Annotated in this window: 13 protein-coding genes; all 13 read right to left on the reverse strand. The window is 69.4% G+C overall.

The window, feature by feature from the left end:
* Positions 1 to 32 precede the first annotated feature (32 nt).
* The 13 genes from BKK81_RS20820 to BKK81_RS20880 all read right to left on the reverse strand — a co-directional run bounded on the left by BKK81_RS20820 (position 33) and on the right by BKK81_RS20880 (position 13,211).
* The gene (locus BKK81_RS20820; protein ID WP_071017348.1) at positions 33 to 1,775 is read right to left on the reverse strand and encodes a TadG family pilus assembly protein; all 1,743 of its coding nucleotides are present in this window, start codon (positions 1,773 to 1,775) and stop codon (positions 33 to 35) included.
* Positions 1,772 to 2,152, reverse strand: coding sequence for a DUF3613 domain-containing protein (locus tag BKK81_RS20825; protein ID WP_071017350.1), 381 nt, complete (start codon positions 2,150 to 2,152; stop codon positions 1,772 to 1,774). Before BKK81_RS20825 ends, BKK81_RS20820 begins: the two co-directional genes overlap by 4 nt.
* Before the next feature lie 43 nt (positions 2,153 to 2,195).
* Positions 2,196 to 3,053, reverse strand: a complete 858-nt coding sequence (locus tag BKK81_RS20830; protein ID WP_197524061.1) for a tetratricopeptide repeat protein — start codon at positions 3,051 to 3,053, stop codon at positions 2,196 to 2,198.
* A 2-nt stretch (positions 3,054 to 3,055) separates the two neighbouring features.
* Positions 3,056 to 4,081, reverse strand: coding sequence for a type II secretion system F family protein (locus BKK81_RS20835; protein ID WP_071017354.1), 1,026 nt, complete (start codon positions 4,079 to 4,081; stop codon positions 3,056 to 3,058).
* Between the two features lie 8 nt (positions 4,082 to 4,089).
* Complete coding sequence (locus BKK81_RS20840) at positions 4,090 to 5,016, reverse strand: type II secretion system F family protein (protein ID WP_071017356.1); 927 nt, start codon at positions 5,014 to 5,016, stop codon at positions 4,090 to 4,092.
* Positions 5,009 to 6,325 carry a CpaF family protein gene (locus BKK81_RS20845; protein WP_071017358.1) on the reverse strand — a complete coding sequence of 439 codons (1,317 nt, stop codon included), beginning with the start codon at positions 6,323 to 6,325 and terminating at the stop codon, positions 5,009 to 5,011. Before BKK81_RS20845 ends, BKK81_RS20840 begins: the two co-directional genes overlap by 8 nt.
* A gap of 1 nt (position 6,326) precedes the next feature.
* Positions 6,327 to 7,556, reverse strand: a complete 1,230-nt coding sequence (locus tag BKK81_RS20850; protein ID WP_071017360.1) for a pilus assembly protein — start codon at positions 7,554 to 7,556, stop codon at positions 6,327 to 6,329.
* Positions 7,557 to 7,621: 65 nt separating this feature from the next.
* Positions 7,622 to 9,067, reverse strand: coding sequence for a type II and III secretion system protein family protein (locus tag BKK81_RS20855; protein WP_083384311.1), 1,446 nt, complete (start codon positions 9,065 to 9,067; stop codon positions 7,622 to 7,624).
* Positions 9,068 to 9,152: 85 nt separating this feature from the next.
* Positions 9,153 to 10,076, reverse strand: coding sequence for a Flp pilus assembly protein CpaB (cpaB, locus tag BKK81_RS20860; RefSeq protein WP_071017361.1), 924 nt, complete (start codon positions 10,074 to 10,076; stop codon positions 9,153 to 9,155).
* 82 nt (positions 10,077 to 10,158) lie between these two features.
* Entirely contained in the window at positions 10,159 to 10,623 is a 465-nt protein-coding gene (locus tag BKK81_RS20865) for a TadE/TadG family type IV pilus assembly protein (protein WP_071017363.1), read from the reverse strand.
* A gap of 195 nt (positions 10,624 to 10,818) precedes the next feature.
* Positions 10,819 to 11,319 carry an A24 family peptidase gene (locus BKK81_RS20870; protein ID WP_071017364.1) on the reverse strand — a complete coding sequence of 167 codons (501 nt, stop codon included), beginning with the start codon at positions 11,317 to 11,319 and terminating at the stop codon, positions 10,819 to 10,821.
* Positions 11,320 to 11,340: 21 nt separating this feature from the next.
* Positions 11,341 to 11,535 (reverse strand): Flp family type IVb pilin, encoded by a 195-nt coding sequence (locus BKK81_RS20875; RefSeq protein ID WP_071017366.1) that lies wholly within the window; start codon positions 11,533 to 11,535, stop codon positions 11,341 to 11,343.
* Positions 11,536 to 11,906: 371 nt separating this feature from the next.
* Positions 11,907 to 13,211 carry a collagen-like triple helix repeat-containing protein gene (locus tag BKK81_RS20880; protein ID WP_071017368.1) on the reverse strand — a complete coding sequence of 435 codons (1,305 nt, stop codon included), beginning with the start codon at positions 13,209 to 13,211 and terminating at the stop codon, positions 11,907 to 11,909.
* Positions 13,212 to 13,619: the final 408 nt, after the last annotated feature.

Here is a 13,619-nt window from a genome sequence, read left to right on the forward strand (position 1 = left end):
TGCTGTCGTTAGGCGCAACGTTGATGCCATGTTCAGTAAACCAAATCGGAGTTCTTGCAGCTGATGTCGTTCAGCCAGACGTCGGCGGTGCCGAGTTGAAGACCGAGACCGTTCAGCAGCGGGGTGAGCAGGCCGTCGAGGGGAGCGGCCAGGGGCTGCAGCAGGGGGGCCAACGCGATCGGAAGGCCTAGTATTGGAATCTTCGCTACCGATAGTGTTACGGTGGGCACGATGTTCCCCACCACATCGGTGAGAAGGCCAGCGATCACTTGCGATGTCCCAACGTGTGCCGTACCACCAGGCGCCAGGGTCACTAGCGTTTGATTGGCGGAACCAATCTTGCTAGGCGTGCCCGTTGCCGTGATCGTAACTTGCACGAGGCCACCAAGCACCGGCGCATCGACCAGGGTTGCCTGCGTGCCGCAGCCCGGCGTGCCATCCCCCTTCCCAAGACAGGCGGTCACAATACTTGTACTTACGCCCAATGTCGCGCGTCGACTACTCAAGTCGGAAGTGCATTGCAAGCCTTGCAGCGATGCTTGAGCCGCAGCGACTTCGACATACAGTGGCACGTTGATAGTGACGCTTACCAACTGGTTCACAAGGGCCACAAGAAGACCCAGCGGTCCCAGATCGACGTTGGTGCTGCCCTGCACATTCAACGTAACTCCAACCTGTGCCGTATGCGCCGTCGTCGCCCAAGTCGGCGGAGCCCCGCTCAGTTGCAGCACCGGCCCCGCCGCCATCACAGGCGGCTGCGTCACGTAAAGCTGCGCCTGCACGCTCGCCACATTGGTCGGCAGCTTCAGACCCAACGTCGGCACCGACACCGCCGATCCGCCATTGGCCACCTGCGCCGCCAGTGTCAGCAGGCTGGACACGCTCAAGCCCACATTCGCCGCCGCCGACTGCGCCGGCGCGAGCACGCCGAGGTTCAGCAGCTGCGCCAGGCTGACCGTCGCCTGCGCAGCGTTGACACCGACCACCGGCACGCCGCCGAGCAGGGTACTGAGCAGGCTGCTCTGCCCGGCCGCCCCCAGCACCAGCGCATAGAAGTCGCTGATCGACAGCGAGGTGTTCAGCAGTTGCTGGATCGATCCCACCTTCGCCTGCAACTGCAGCTGCGCCAGCGAGACCTTGGCATTGACCAGCCCGTTCCAGTCCGCCACCGACAATTGCACCGTGCGTCCCAGCAGCAGCGACAACAGGCTGTTCGCCGTGCCGACATCGAGCAGGCCGCTGCCGATGGAGAACGAGGCGGTCGGCGGACTGCCGACCGCGACCGCCTGCGCGCGCAGCTGGCGCGAAGAGGAGCCCGGGATCACGAACAGCACCGGCACCGTCTGCGTGGCGGTGACGCGCACGGCGTTGGCCGTGGTGGCGCTGGTGTTGTAGCTCGCATTGAAATGGGACGCATCGCCCGCCACGCTATAGCTCGGATCCCACACCCCCAGGCAGACCTTCATGCCATCGGCCCCGCCCGCACCCGGCAAGCTGCAGTCGGTGCTGGCCGCCCCCGGATAACCGTTGCCACGCCCGATCGCCTGCGCCGAGGCGAGGGTGCTGGCCGTCTGCGCGGCTGTGGTCCCCGCCTGCTTCAACTGCTGCGCCGCGCTCAGCGCCGCCAGGTCGACCATGCTCTGCAGCTGGCGCTGGCGGTAGAAGACGTTGCCGAGGTCGATCGACACCAGCGCCGCCATGGCGATGGTGGCGATCAGCAGCACCGCCAGCACGCTGACGGCGCCGCGCTGCCCGGAACGCGGCCTGCGGATCATTGCGCCGTCGCCGGGAGCGTGCCGCTCGAATTGGCGGCCGAGCCGCGCAGGCCGCTCGACGAGGTCTGTCCGCTATAGAACTCGGGAATCTGGTAGCGGAAGCTCTGCATATAGCGCAGGTAGCCAAGCGCGGCCTGCTCGCCGCGCATGGGCAGCAGCGGGCCGGCTTCCGCGCCGCTGCGCTGGACCTCGAGCACGTAGCGCGTGTTCTCACCGATGGGGCGCAGCGCCGGGCGGCCGGTCAGTTCCGGCGGCGCGGCCTCGCCGCCGCCGGCGGGCGCCTGCGCCCAGGCCAGCGCGCCGGGCAGGCCCAGCGCCAGCAGCAGGGCGATGCGGATGCCGCGCGGGCGGCTGGCATGGCGTTGGTTGCGTGTCATCTCGCTCTCTTCCTGTTCGAATCTTGCTGTGGGGGACGCCGGCTCACTGGCCGCTGCCGCCCGGATCTGCCGGCGCGGCGGCACCGGCCGCCACCGCGGCGGGCGCCGGCTGCGCCAGCCGCGCCAGCGCCGAGGCGCCCGGCCAGACCACGGCCGCGCGCTCGCGCGTACTGCTTGCCCGCGCGATGCGTTCGGCCTCGCGCCGGATGGCGCTGCGCGATGCTTCCGGCAGCGCGGCCTTCTGCATCAGCGCGGTCGCCTGGCCTCGCTTGCCGTCCGCGATCAGCCACACCGCGGCATTGCCCACCACCTTCGGGTTGCTGCCGTCCAGCTGCAGCGCCTGCATCACCGGCACGCGCGCTTCCTGCAGCGCGCCGGTGCGCATCAGCGCGTAGCCGAGGTCGCTGGCGATGCGCGGATTGGTCGGGTCCGCCGCACTGGCCTGGCGCAGTTCCTGCACGGCCTTGCCGAAGTCGCCCTGGCGCCCGGCGATCAGGCCCAGGCCATGGTGGGCGCGCGCGGCCCCGCCCTGCCTGGCGAGCGCCTGGTAGGCCTCGGTGGCGGCCGCGTCCTGCCCGGTCTCGCGCAGGGCCTCGGCGCGCAGCGCCAGGATCTCCGGGCCTGCGCCGAAGCGCTGCTGGAAAGCATCGATATGCGCGAGCGAGGCGAAGTAGAGGTCCTGCTGCTGCATCTTCTCGATCAGCGCGAGATAAAGCGCCTTGTCGTTGTACTCGGCGCGCGCTTCCTTGTTCTGCGCCTTGATCAGCTCGGACTGCGCCTGTGCCTGCTGCTCCAGCATGGCCGCCGAGTTGCTGTTGGCGAGGGCGGAGCAGCCCGCCAGCGCCACCGGCAACAGGCCGGTCCACCAGCGCCGCTGCATACCCTGGATCCAGGTTTTCATCATCATGTTCCGCCCACCTTCGACATCATCCGTATCACGCCCAGGAAGCCGGGCCCGGCGGTCAGGATCAACAGCACCGGCAGCAGCGTGACCACCATCACCGCCGTCATCTTCACCGTCAACCGGCCGATCTTGTCCTTCAGGTTGGCCTTGCGCGTCTCCTGCAACCTCAGCCCGAACAGGCGCAGCGGTTCCTGCACCGCGCCGCCGAAGCGGTCGACCTGGCTGAGCAGCATGATCAGGTTGCGCAGGTCCTCGCTGTCGAACAGCCGGCCGATGCGCTGCAGGGTCTGCTCGCGCGAGCGGCCCGAGGCGAACTGCTGGTTGGCGCGGTTCAGCTCGGGGCCGAGCACGTGCAGCATGCTGCCGAACTCGCTGACGATCACTTGCAGGCTCTGGTCGATCGACAGCCCCACGCCTTGCAGCAGGCGGAGGATGTCGACCAGCACAGGCAGCTCTTCTTCGAGCTGGACCAGGCGCTGCGCGGCGCGCCGCCGCAAGGCGGCCTTGCTGCCCAGATAGAGTGCGGCAAACGCCGCGAAGGCCCAGACCACGGCTGACAGTCCATCCTGCGGTAGGCGCCAGAGGAAAGCCAGCACCGCGGCCACGGTCGGCAGCAGCAGGCGCAGCGCGCCGAACACCGCGCGCGCGCGCACGCCATAGAAGCCGCACTGTTCGAGCAGCGCCTGTTCCTCCGCGGTCACCACGGCGCGGCCCAGCGGTGATTCCAGCCAGCGCTGGTTGAAGCGTTCGAGCAGCCGGTTGCCGACTCGCGCGCCCAGCTTGGCGCTCAGCGCGGCGCCGTCCTTGCGTCCGGCATCGGCCTGGACGCCCGGGGCCGATGCCGACGCCGATGCTGCCGATGCTGCTGCGCCATGGGCTTCCGCCCGCTGGCGCGCCAGCGCCGAATCGAGCGTGCGCGCTGCGCCCCGTTGCAAGCGCCAGCGCTTCAGCAATGGCAGCGCCAGCGCAAGCACTCCGCAGGCCGCGATGACCAGGCTCAGCACGATCAGCGTGTTGGCATCCATGTGCGCTCCTAGATCGCCTTGGCGAGGCGGTACAGAATGACCGCGCCGGCCACTTCCAGCCCCGCGGCCGACAGCAGCATCGCCTTGCCGGCCGAGTCATGCCACATCATCAGGATGTAGCCGGCATTCAGCGTGAACAGCCCGCCGGCCACCACCAGCGGCAGCAGTCCGAGAATCCAGGCCGACAAGCGTGTCTCCGACGACAGTGCGCGCAGCTCGCGCTGCGCCGACTCGCGATCCCGCATGAACGCCGCGGTACGCTCCATCACGATGTCGGCGCGGCCGCCGTAGCGCACCGACAGGCGCAGCACCGAGGCCACCATCACCAGCTCGTCGAGCCGGTAGATGCGGCCGATCAGCTGCACCGCCTGCTCGAGTTCCTTGCCCGCGCGCTGCAGGTGCACCGCCTGTACCAGACATTGGCGCAGCGGCGCCTCGGTGTTCAGGATGGCGTTCTGGAAGGCCGCCGGCACGCTGCTGCCGATGCTCATCAAGCGCACCACGCCATCCAGGAAACCGGGCAGCTGCATCAGCAGCTTCATGCGGATGCGCTGCACGCGGTTCCAGACCAGGAAGGCCGCCACGGCCACGCAGACCACCGCGGCCGCCACGCCGGCCAGCAGGCCGCCCGTGGCCATCGCCGCCACGATGGCCAGCAAGCCCGGCCCGCCCCACAACAGGTAGGTACGGCGCGTCGGCGCCAGGTCGGCACGCCGCAGCAACTCCTTCCAGTGATGGCTCAGCTTGCGGTTGCCGGCCTGCACGTCGAGTTCCACCACGCTCGCGTAGCGCGCGCGCACCTGCTCGGTCTGCGCCTGCAGGTGGGCGCTGGCCTGTTCGTGCCGCGCGCGGCCACGGCTGCCGGCCAGCAGCAGCAGGCCCAGGCCCAGCAGCAGCAGGGCCAGCGCGGCGATGAACAGGGCCGGGCTAGACATCGAAGCGGTCATCCATCAGGAAGTTGGCCGGGCGCATGCGCGCCAGCTTGGGCGAATGCGGCAGGATGCCCAGCGACACCCAGCGCTCGTTCTCGGTGCCGTCCGGCCCGGGCGTGACCTCGTGGCGGTACAGCTCCTGCGTCGAGATGATGTTGTCGCCCAGGCCGGTCACCTCGGTGATCGACAGGATGCGCCGCTTGCCGTTGGACAGGCGGCCGATCTGCACGATGAAGTCGATGGCGTTGGCGATCTGCCGGCGCAGGCTGACCTCGCTGCCCTGGAAGCCGGCGAAGCCGGCCAGCATCTCCAGGCGGTACAGGCACTCGCGCGGGCTGCTGGCGTGGATGGTGCCCATCGAGCCATCGTGGCCGGTGCTCATGGCCTGCAGCATCTCCAGCACTTCGCCGCCGCGCACTTCGCCCACGATGATGCGGTCGGGACGCATGCGCAGGCTGTTGCGCAGCAGGTCGCGGATGGACACCACGCCGGTACCCTCGAAGCCGCCGGGGCGGCTCTCCAGCCGCACCACGTGCGGATGGTTGAGCGCCAGCTCGGCCGTGTCTTCGATGGTGATGACGCGCTCCGTGAGCGGCACGAAGGTGGCCAGCGCATTGAGCAGCGAGGTCTTGCCGGAACTGGTGCCGCCGCTGACCAGGATATTGCAGCGGGCCTTGACCGCGGCCTCCAGCAGCTCGCAGATCTCGGGGCTCATGCTGCCGAGCTGCTGCAGGTCGGCCGGCGTCAGCGGATCCTTGCGGAACTTGCGGATCGAGACCACCGGCCCCTCCAGGGCCAGCGGCGGGATCACCACGTTGATGCGGCCGCCGTCGGGCAGGCGCGCGTCGACCATCGGGTTCGATTCGTCCAGCCGGCGCCCGATCGGCGCCAGGATGCGGCGCACGATGCGCAGCAGGTGGCCCGCGTCGGCGAAGCGCACCGGGATGCGTTCGAGCACGCCGTGGCGCGACACATAGACATCCATGTGGCCGTTGATCAGGATGTCTTCCACCGCGGGATCGTTGAGCAGGTCCTCGATCGGGCCGAAGCCGGCCAGCTCCTTGGTCAAGGCCTCGGCGATCTGGCGCAGCTCGGATTCGTTGATGGGGATGCGGCGCAGCCGCGTGAAGCCCTCCAGCTCCAGGTCGACGAAGCGCTGGATGGCCGTGCGCGACCAGCGGCCGAACTCGGCGCCCAGCTCCTCGATGCGCGTCAGCAGGTGTTCGTGCGCCGCCTCCTTGATGTTGTGGAACTCCTGGGAGACGGGAAAGGGCGCTGCGGCGTTATCCGAGAATTCGATCGGTTGCGTCATTTCAGTTTCCGGTTCTTGCCACGCGCACCGCACGCAGCGCGTCTGGCAGCCTGTCCTTCAGTTTGTGCAACAGGCTGGCCTGGGACGCGCGCGGGGCGCGGAATCCGAGCTGCTCAGTCAAGCCGCCGAGAGCCAGCATGTAGGGATCCCCCGGCTTGTCATCCGCCAGCAGCGCGCCACGGTTCATCGCCAGCACCAGGGCCTCGCGCCGGTCGGGCAGTTCGACAGCGCCGGACATGCCGACCCGCTGCGCGATCTCCCCGGCCTCCAGCCCCAGGCGTGCATCGAAGCGCGATACCACCAGCTCTATGTCTTCGCGCTCTACGTCGCGTTTCTTCAGTTCCTGCACCAGCTCGGCGGCGGACACGATGGCGCCGACGCTCTGTTCGGTGACCATCATCACCGTGTCGGCCGCCTTGACGATCTGCGCCATGAAGTCGGCGTTGCTGAAGCCGCCGAGATCGATCACCTGCAGATCGAAGAAGCCGCGCAGGCGCTCCAGCAGCGCCAGCGCCTCCGAATAGGAGATGTCGCGCAGCTCGGCCAGCGTGGTCGGCAGCGGCAGCACCGAGACGCCGTTGGCATGGCGCGCCAGTGCCGTCTGCACGAAGACCTGGTCGAAGCGGCGCAGGTTGCGCACGGCCTCGACGAAGTGGAAGCCTGGGCTGATGTTCATGTAGAGCGCGCCATCGCGCGCCGGCAGCCCGAGATCCAGCAGCAGCACCTCTGCTCCGGAGCCGCGCCGCACGGCGGTGGCCAGGTTGACCGCCAGCGTGGAGGTGCCCACGCCGGCGCGCGCGCCCAGCACGGCCAGCACCTTGCCGCGCCGGGACGGCTCCGCGACCAGCGCCGGTACCTGCACCTGCAGCCGCGCGGCCAGCAGGCGCCGGATCACCTCCATCGCCTCCTGCGCCGGCGCGCCGATATCGACGAAATCCCTCATGCCGGCGCGCAGCGCGGCCAGCGGCGCCGCAGGCTCCGCGGCATTGCCCACGGCCACCAGCGGCACGGTGGGAAACAGGCGGCCGAGCTGCGCGGCCAGGCGTGCCGAGTCCGCAGCCTGCGCCGGCGAGAAATCGAGGAACACCAGCGCCGGATTCGCCGTCGTGATCTTGTCGACGAAGGACTCCTGCGCGCCGTCGTCCAGCAGCAGCGTGCCGGCACCGTGCAGCACGCCGCCCAGCCATTGCGCCAGCCCGCCCTGCGGGGAGTTCAACAGGAAATAGTCCATCTACCGTTACCGCTGTCTTCTCTGTGGTGCCGCCATTCCGTCATTCCGCACGTGTCCCCCGCCTGCTACTTCGAAAAGCCCGGCAGCGTCGGATCGGCATACTCGCCGAGCATGTACCAGCCCCAGACATTGGGATCGGCGCTGGTACGGCCATCGTTGCCCACCGCTGCCGCCGCCGCCGAGCCCTTGGCCAGCGGCTTGACCAGGCGCGGCGAGACCATGATCACCAGCTCGCGCTCGTCCTGGGTGTAGTTCAGGTTCTTGAAGAAGGCGCCGATGATGGGCAGGTCGCCGAGCACGGGCACCTTGCTGACACTGCTCACGGTGTTGCGGTTGACCAGGCCGCCGATGACGAAGCTTTCGCCGTCGCCCAGTTCGATGGTGGTATCGGCGCGGCGCGTGATGATGGCCGGCACCGAAGCGCCGTTGATCGACACGCTGCGCGTGAAGTCGAGATCGCTCGCCTCCGGCGCGACCTTGAGCGCGATGCGGTTCGCGGCCAGCACCGTCGGCGTCACGGTCAGGCCGATGCCGAAGGGCTTGAACTGGATGGTGGTGGTGCCGAGCGCCTGCGGCACCGGGATCGGGATCTCGCCGCCGGCCAGGAAGCTCGCGCTCTGGCCGGACAGCGCCACCAGGCTGGGCTCGGCCAGCACGCGCGCCAGGCCGTTGCTTTCCAGCACGCTGATATTGGCGAAGATGCCGTGCGAGACCGAGGCCGCCACCAGGTTGAAGGCGTTGCCGATCGGCAGGCCGCTGTCCACGCTGGCGGAACCGCTGCCGGAGCTGCTGGAGCCCGAACTGAAGGAACCCGCCGTGAACTTGTTCAGCGAAGACGGCGAGAAGGTGCCGAAGGAGAAGCCGCCATTGGCGCGGAAGAAGTTCAGCCCGACCTCCTTGAGCACCGACTTGCTGACCTCGACCACCTTGACGTCGACCTGCACGGTAGCGCTCAGGGGCACCACGGAGCGGTCAACGACGACGCCGCCGCCCTTGCCATCCTTGCCATCCTTGCCTTCCCTGCCGCCCTGCGTGGCGCGTGCCGCGGCCTGCGCGCGCGCAGCCACGAGCGCGTCCGGCGACTGCCCATCGATCGAGACGCCCGCCGCCGACGACGTGACCGACGGGGCGTCGGCATCGGGCGCCACCGCGGCCACCTCGACGGCGTAGCGCACCGGCGCGCCGCCGCGCGGCCAGATCATCAGGTCCGTCACGCCGGGACTGCGTGCCACCACCAGCACGCTGGCGGGGCCCGTGCCGTTCTTCAGCAGCAAGGCATCGGCCACCGCCGGATTGCCCACCGCCACGCGCTCGAGCGGCTGGCCCAGGCGCACTTCCTGCTGCGCGCCGGCCAGCAGCTTGATGGCGCGCGCGGGCAGGCGGGCTTCCTGCACGGTGGCGGCCAGCACGGGCCAGGCGCAGGCCGCCGCGGCGGCGGCGATGGCGATAGAGACGGCGGCGCAGGCGGCGCCGACCGATCCGGTGTCCCGTCGTGTCTTGGGCTGGAGCATCTGTATCCCGCGCTGGGCGGCGTAACGTGAATCGTGTGGTGCGTGGATGGCGTGGCGGCCCGCGTATGTCATGGCAAGGCCGCCTTCATTCGATATCGCGCTTGCCGGCGCGGATCACCTCCACGCCCGACGGCGCGGCGGCGGAACGCGGCGGGCGCGGCACAGCGGCCGGCAGCGGGCGCGCGGCCGCATGCGGTGCGGAAGCGCCGACCAGCCCGCTCAGCGCAAGCCCGGCGGCGGCGCGGTCCGCAGGCGCGAGGCCGTCGTCGCCGGCCTTGCCCTTCGCCTTCAGCACCGGCGGCGGCTCGGCGAACAGGCCCGCATCGGGCGTGGTCTCGTCCTTCGGATTGCGCAGCGCCAGCAGCAGGCGCCCGGCCTGCTGCCCGATCGCCAGCTTGTTGACCTGCTCCACCGGCACCGCCAGCACGGCGGTCTTGGCGCCTTCCTGGCGCACCATCATCTGTTCCTGCGGCTGGGCCGTCTGCGTCACCGTGCTGGCGCCATAGGCCAGCACGCGCAGGCGCGACAGCAGCAGGCGCGCCTGGCTGCCGTCGACTTCCTGGTTGTCGCGCCGCAGCACCAGGAAGACATCGACGAAATCGCCCGGCTGGACCTGGTTGCCGACGCCGACCATCTCGTCCACGTTGATCGCCACCGCACGCTCGCCCTGCAGCACCTGCGCGGCCAGGCCGCGCAGCAGATGGGAAGCGAGCACGGGCACGTTCGCCCCTAGCGCGACCAGCGGCACCTTGCCGGCCACCTTGCCGACCTCGGCGTAGGAGTCCGCCGGCTCGATCGGCAGCATCTCCACCTTGAGGGCGTCGGCCGGCACCGGCTTGCCGGCCTCGATCGCCTTGGCGGTCACCACCACCGGATGCCGTGCCGCCACCGCCTGCGCCGGCGCCGCAGGCTCATGCGGCTTGCGTCCCACCTGCCAGGCCATCAGCGCGAGCAACGCGGCAAGCGCGAGCAGCACGATGGCCATGATCTTGATCTGTTTGCTGGTCATGCTGGAATCCGGTTCGGGGAGCAGGTTCGTGGCGGCAGGCCAGGCGCCGCCGCGGCAGGTGTCTTCGTCATGTGTCCGGCCATCATGTGTCTGGCGACAGTTGCACCACGGCCGTTCCGGTCAGCGTGGCCGGCACCGGCATCAGCGGAATGGTGGGCAGGATGCTGCTGGTCGGCAGGTTCAGCGTGACGTTGACGCAGACCGCGCCGGCCGGCGCCGTGCAGTTGGCGGCCTGGGCCACGTTGCTGCTCGACAGCAGCGAAGCCAGCGAGGTGGGCAGCGCGGCGACCGCGGTGGCCGAGGCGGCGCTGACCCGCAGCGCCTGCGTGGCTGCCGCCGTGTTGGCGCTGGCCCCGCTGGGGTAGCGCAGCGCGGCACGCGCGCCCTCTTCGGCCGCCAGCGTCAGCACCTGCTGCAAGGCCATCACCACGCCGTAGTAGACAATGCCGACGATGATGGTCAGCATCAATGGCAGGATGAGGGCGAATTCCAGCGCCGCCACGCCCGAGGTGCGTGCGCGCGTGATTGACGATCCCCGCAAAGGCATACGCTATCCGGTTGATGAGTCTTGCCGCGCCGAACCGGCGGCGCCGATCCTGCTGCAGATATCGGCCTGGATCGTTCAGGCTTTACCGCGTTCCGTGGTGTGTCGCTTCATCGTGCCGCTTCATCGCGCATCAGGCGCCGCGCGGTGCCGCGCCTTGCTGCAGCGCGCACCTCGCGGCATGTGCTGCGGCACGCGCTACTGCGCGCGCAGCAGCCACGCGAGCAGTCCCATGGCGAGATAGGCCGCGTAGGGAATGCCGCGCCGGGCGTCGAACGGTTGAGGAAGGCGGACCTGATGCTGCGCGTTGCCGTGCGTGCGACTGCGCCATTGCGAAGCGCGCGCAACCACCAGCGCGACCCGGTCGGATCGCGCCAGCAGCGCATGCACCAGCGCAAGCAGGCTGCCCACGATCCAGACGGCAGGCAGGCCGGCGGCACCGCTGAACAGACCCGCCACCGCGAGGAACTTCACATCACCCGCGCCCATGCGCCCGAGGGCGTAGACCGGCAAGGTGACGACGAAGCCCAGCCCCATCCCCAGCAGGCGCGATGACAGCGCCGGCTGCGACGAAGGGCCGAACACCAGCGCCATGCAGGCGGCGGCAAGCGCCGCGGCCAGCACGGTGTTGGGAACTCTACGGTGTAAGAAGTCGGTCCAGACGATTGCCGCGCAGAACAGCACGGCAACGAACAGCATCAGGGCGACAGTGGCGTGGCCTCAGCCTGCGCTGGTGGCGCCTGATGCCCAGGCCGAAACCTTGCCGGCCAGTCCGTTGAAGAATGTCGTGAGGTTGGTGCCGAGGCCGCTGACTGCGGTGGCGATCGCGATAGCGATCAGACCGGCGATCAGACCATACTCGATGGCCGTTGCGCCGCGCTCGTCCCGAAGGAAACGCTGAATGGAATTTTTCATGAGGTCACACTCCCAAAAATAAGCACTGCATCATCCAGCGTCCGCTTATCTGTTCGCTGTCGCCTGGCTCTTATGGCCAGGCTGTCACAGCGAGCGATACCACTGGTGCCATCTTTATATGTCACGCCGCCTGCCTTATACACCCCCTAGTCGAGGGGGCGGGGAACAGCTTAGAAGAGGACACCTAAGAGGACACCCGTTTGAAATCAGAGTTTGAATGATGTGCGAACGGACCCCTGCCACAGTACCGGCCCGCGAAGACCGGCACTGCATGCATGGGAGGGAAGAAAAGGATGCGCCGCCGCGGGGTAAAGACGTCAACGCACCATGAAGTCGTCGGGGTCTACCGCATTCGGGTGATGCGGTAGCGCTCAGTGGCTGAGGCCGCCCAGCAGGCTCGACACGAGGGGCAATCCGGTGGTGCCGGTCGTGCCCGTAGTGGCGCTGCCTGCCGCACCGGTGGCGCTGCCGAGCAGGCCGGTGACCGGCGTGAGCACGGTCTTCACCGGCAGTGCACCGCTGCCGCCACCGGCGGCACCGGCGGCACCGCCGAGGCCGCTGGTCAGGCTCGACACGAGGTTGGTCACGGGCGCCAGCGGGTTCGAGCCGCTGGAGCTTCCGCCGAGGCCGCCCAGCAGGCTGGTGACGGGAGACAGAGGATTGCCGCCCGTGCTGCCGCCGGTGAGTCCGCCGAGCAGGCCGGTCACCGGCGCCAGCGGATTGCTGCTGGCGCCGCTGCCCGTCAGGCCGCTGAGCGGCAGCGCGCCGAGCAGGCCGCCGAGCGGATTGGTGGTGCTGCCGTCGCCATGCAGCAGGACGCCCGCGCCGGCCACGGTCCTGCCCGCTTCGGTGACGACGCCGCCCAGGCTCGACACCAGCGGCGCATTGCTGTTGGTGACCAGGCTGCCCACGCTGGCCAGGTTGTTGCCCACGGTGCCCAGCAGGCTGTTGACCGGCTGGCCGAGGCCGGTGGCGGCGCCGATGCCCTGGGTGGCATTGGTAAGCTGCGTGGTCAGCGGTACGATGGCCTTGCTGGCCGTGCTGGTGAGCTGCGCCACCGGCCCGGTGGACAGCACGCTGCCGAGCTTGCCGCCGCCATCGGCGACGACCGCCCCGACCTGGCTCACCAGGCTGCCGACCGGCGTGGTCACCGGCGCCAGCGGCGACAGCGTCTCGGTGCCCAGGCCGGTCACCACATTGCCTGCGCTCGACACCGTGTTGCCCAGCTTGGTCACGACGTTGCCGGTGCTGGCCACCGTCACGCCAAGCGGATCGCTGACCGAGCCCATCTTGCCCAGGCCATCGCGCACCCCGGCGCCGAGCGCGCCCACCGCGCCGCCGGCATTGGCCACGGTATCGCCCAGCGCATTGCGCGCGGCGGTCGGCACCACCGGCAGCGCGGTGTTCTGCAACTGCTTGCCGATATCGGTGACGGCATTGCCGGCGGCGATGACGGTATTGCCGGCGCCGCTGGACACCTGGCCGAGCGGCGTGCTCTGCGTCGTCACGTTCGGCGGATTGACGGGCGTGGTCGGCGTGGTCTGGGAATCCTGCGTCGCGCCGCTGCCGGAGCCGCCGGAAGAGCAGCCCGCCAGCATGGCGAGGGCCGCGGCACAGGCAAGTGCCAGCACGCGCTGCGCGGGTTGCGTGGAAATGGGTCGGATCGATGCGTTCATGGTTTTCTCCTTTGTCTCCCCCGCCACGTCTTTGCCAAGGGGGCGCTGTCTGATCGGTGCGGCTGGTCCGCGGGCGAGTTCGCCGCCCCCTGCGCGATCGCCCTGGTCAGGCGGGTTTCGCATCCGAATCACCCCGGGGTGCAGACTCGTCGGAGTCCACAGCCGCAAGCAGCGTGCCAACCACGCCGAGCGCATCGGCGGCGGCCCGGCCCGCTACCCGCGCGGCCTTGCGCCATGCGGCTTCCCCGACGTTAAGGGGGGTTCTCACGGGCATGCAAAGAGCGGTGCCCGACAGCTCGGCGGACGTTACGTGCTACGTAACATGTTCCCCTCGCCACGAAACACACCAGCGCATGGCGATGCGGCAGCCCCGCCATGCCGTCGCCGTGTGCAGCAGACCTGCGAGCA

The sequence above is a fragment of the Cupriavidus sp. USMAHM13 genome, assembly GCF_001854285.1.
GTDB lineage: Bacteria > Pseudomonadota > Gammaproteobacteria > Burkholderiales > Burkholderiaceae > Cupriavidus > Cupriavidus malaysiensis.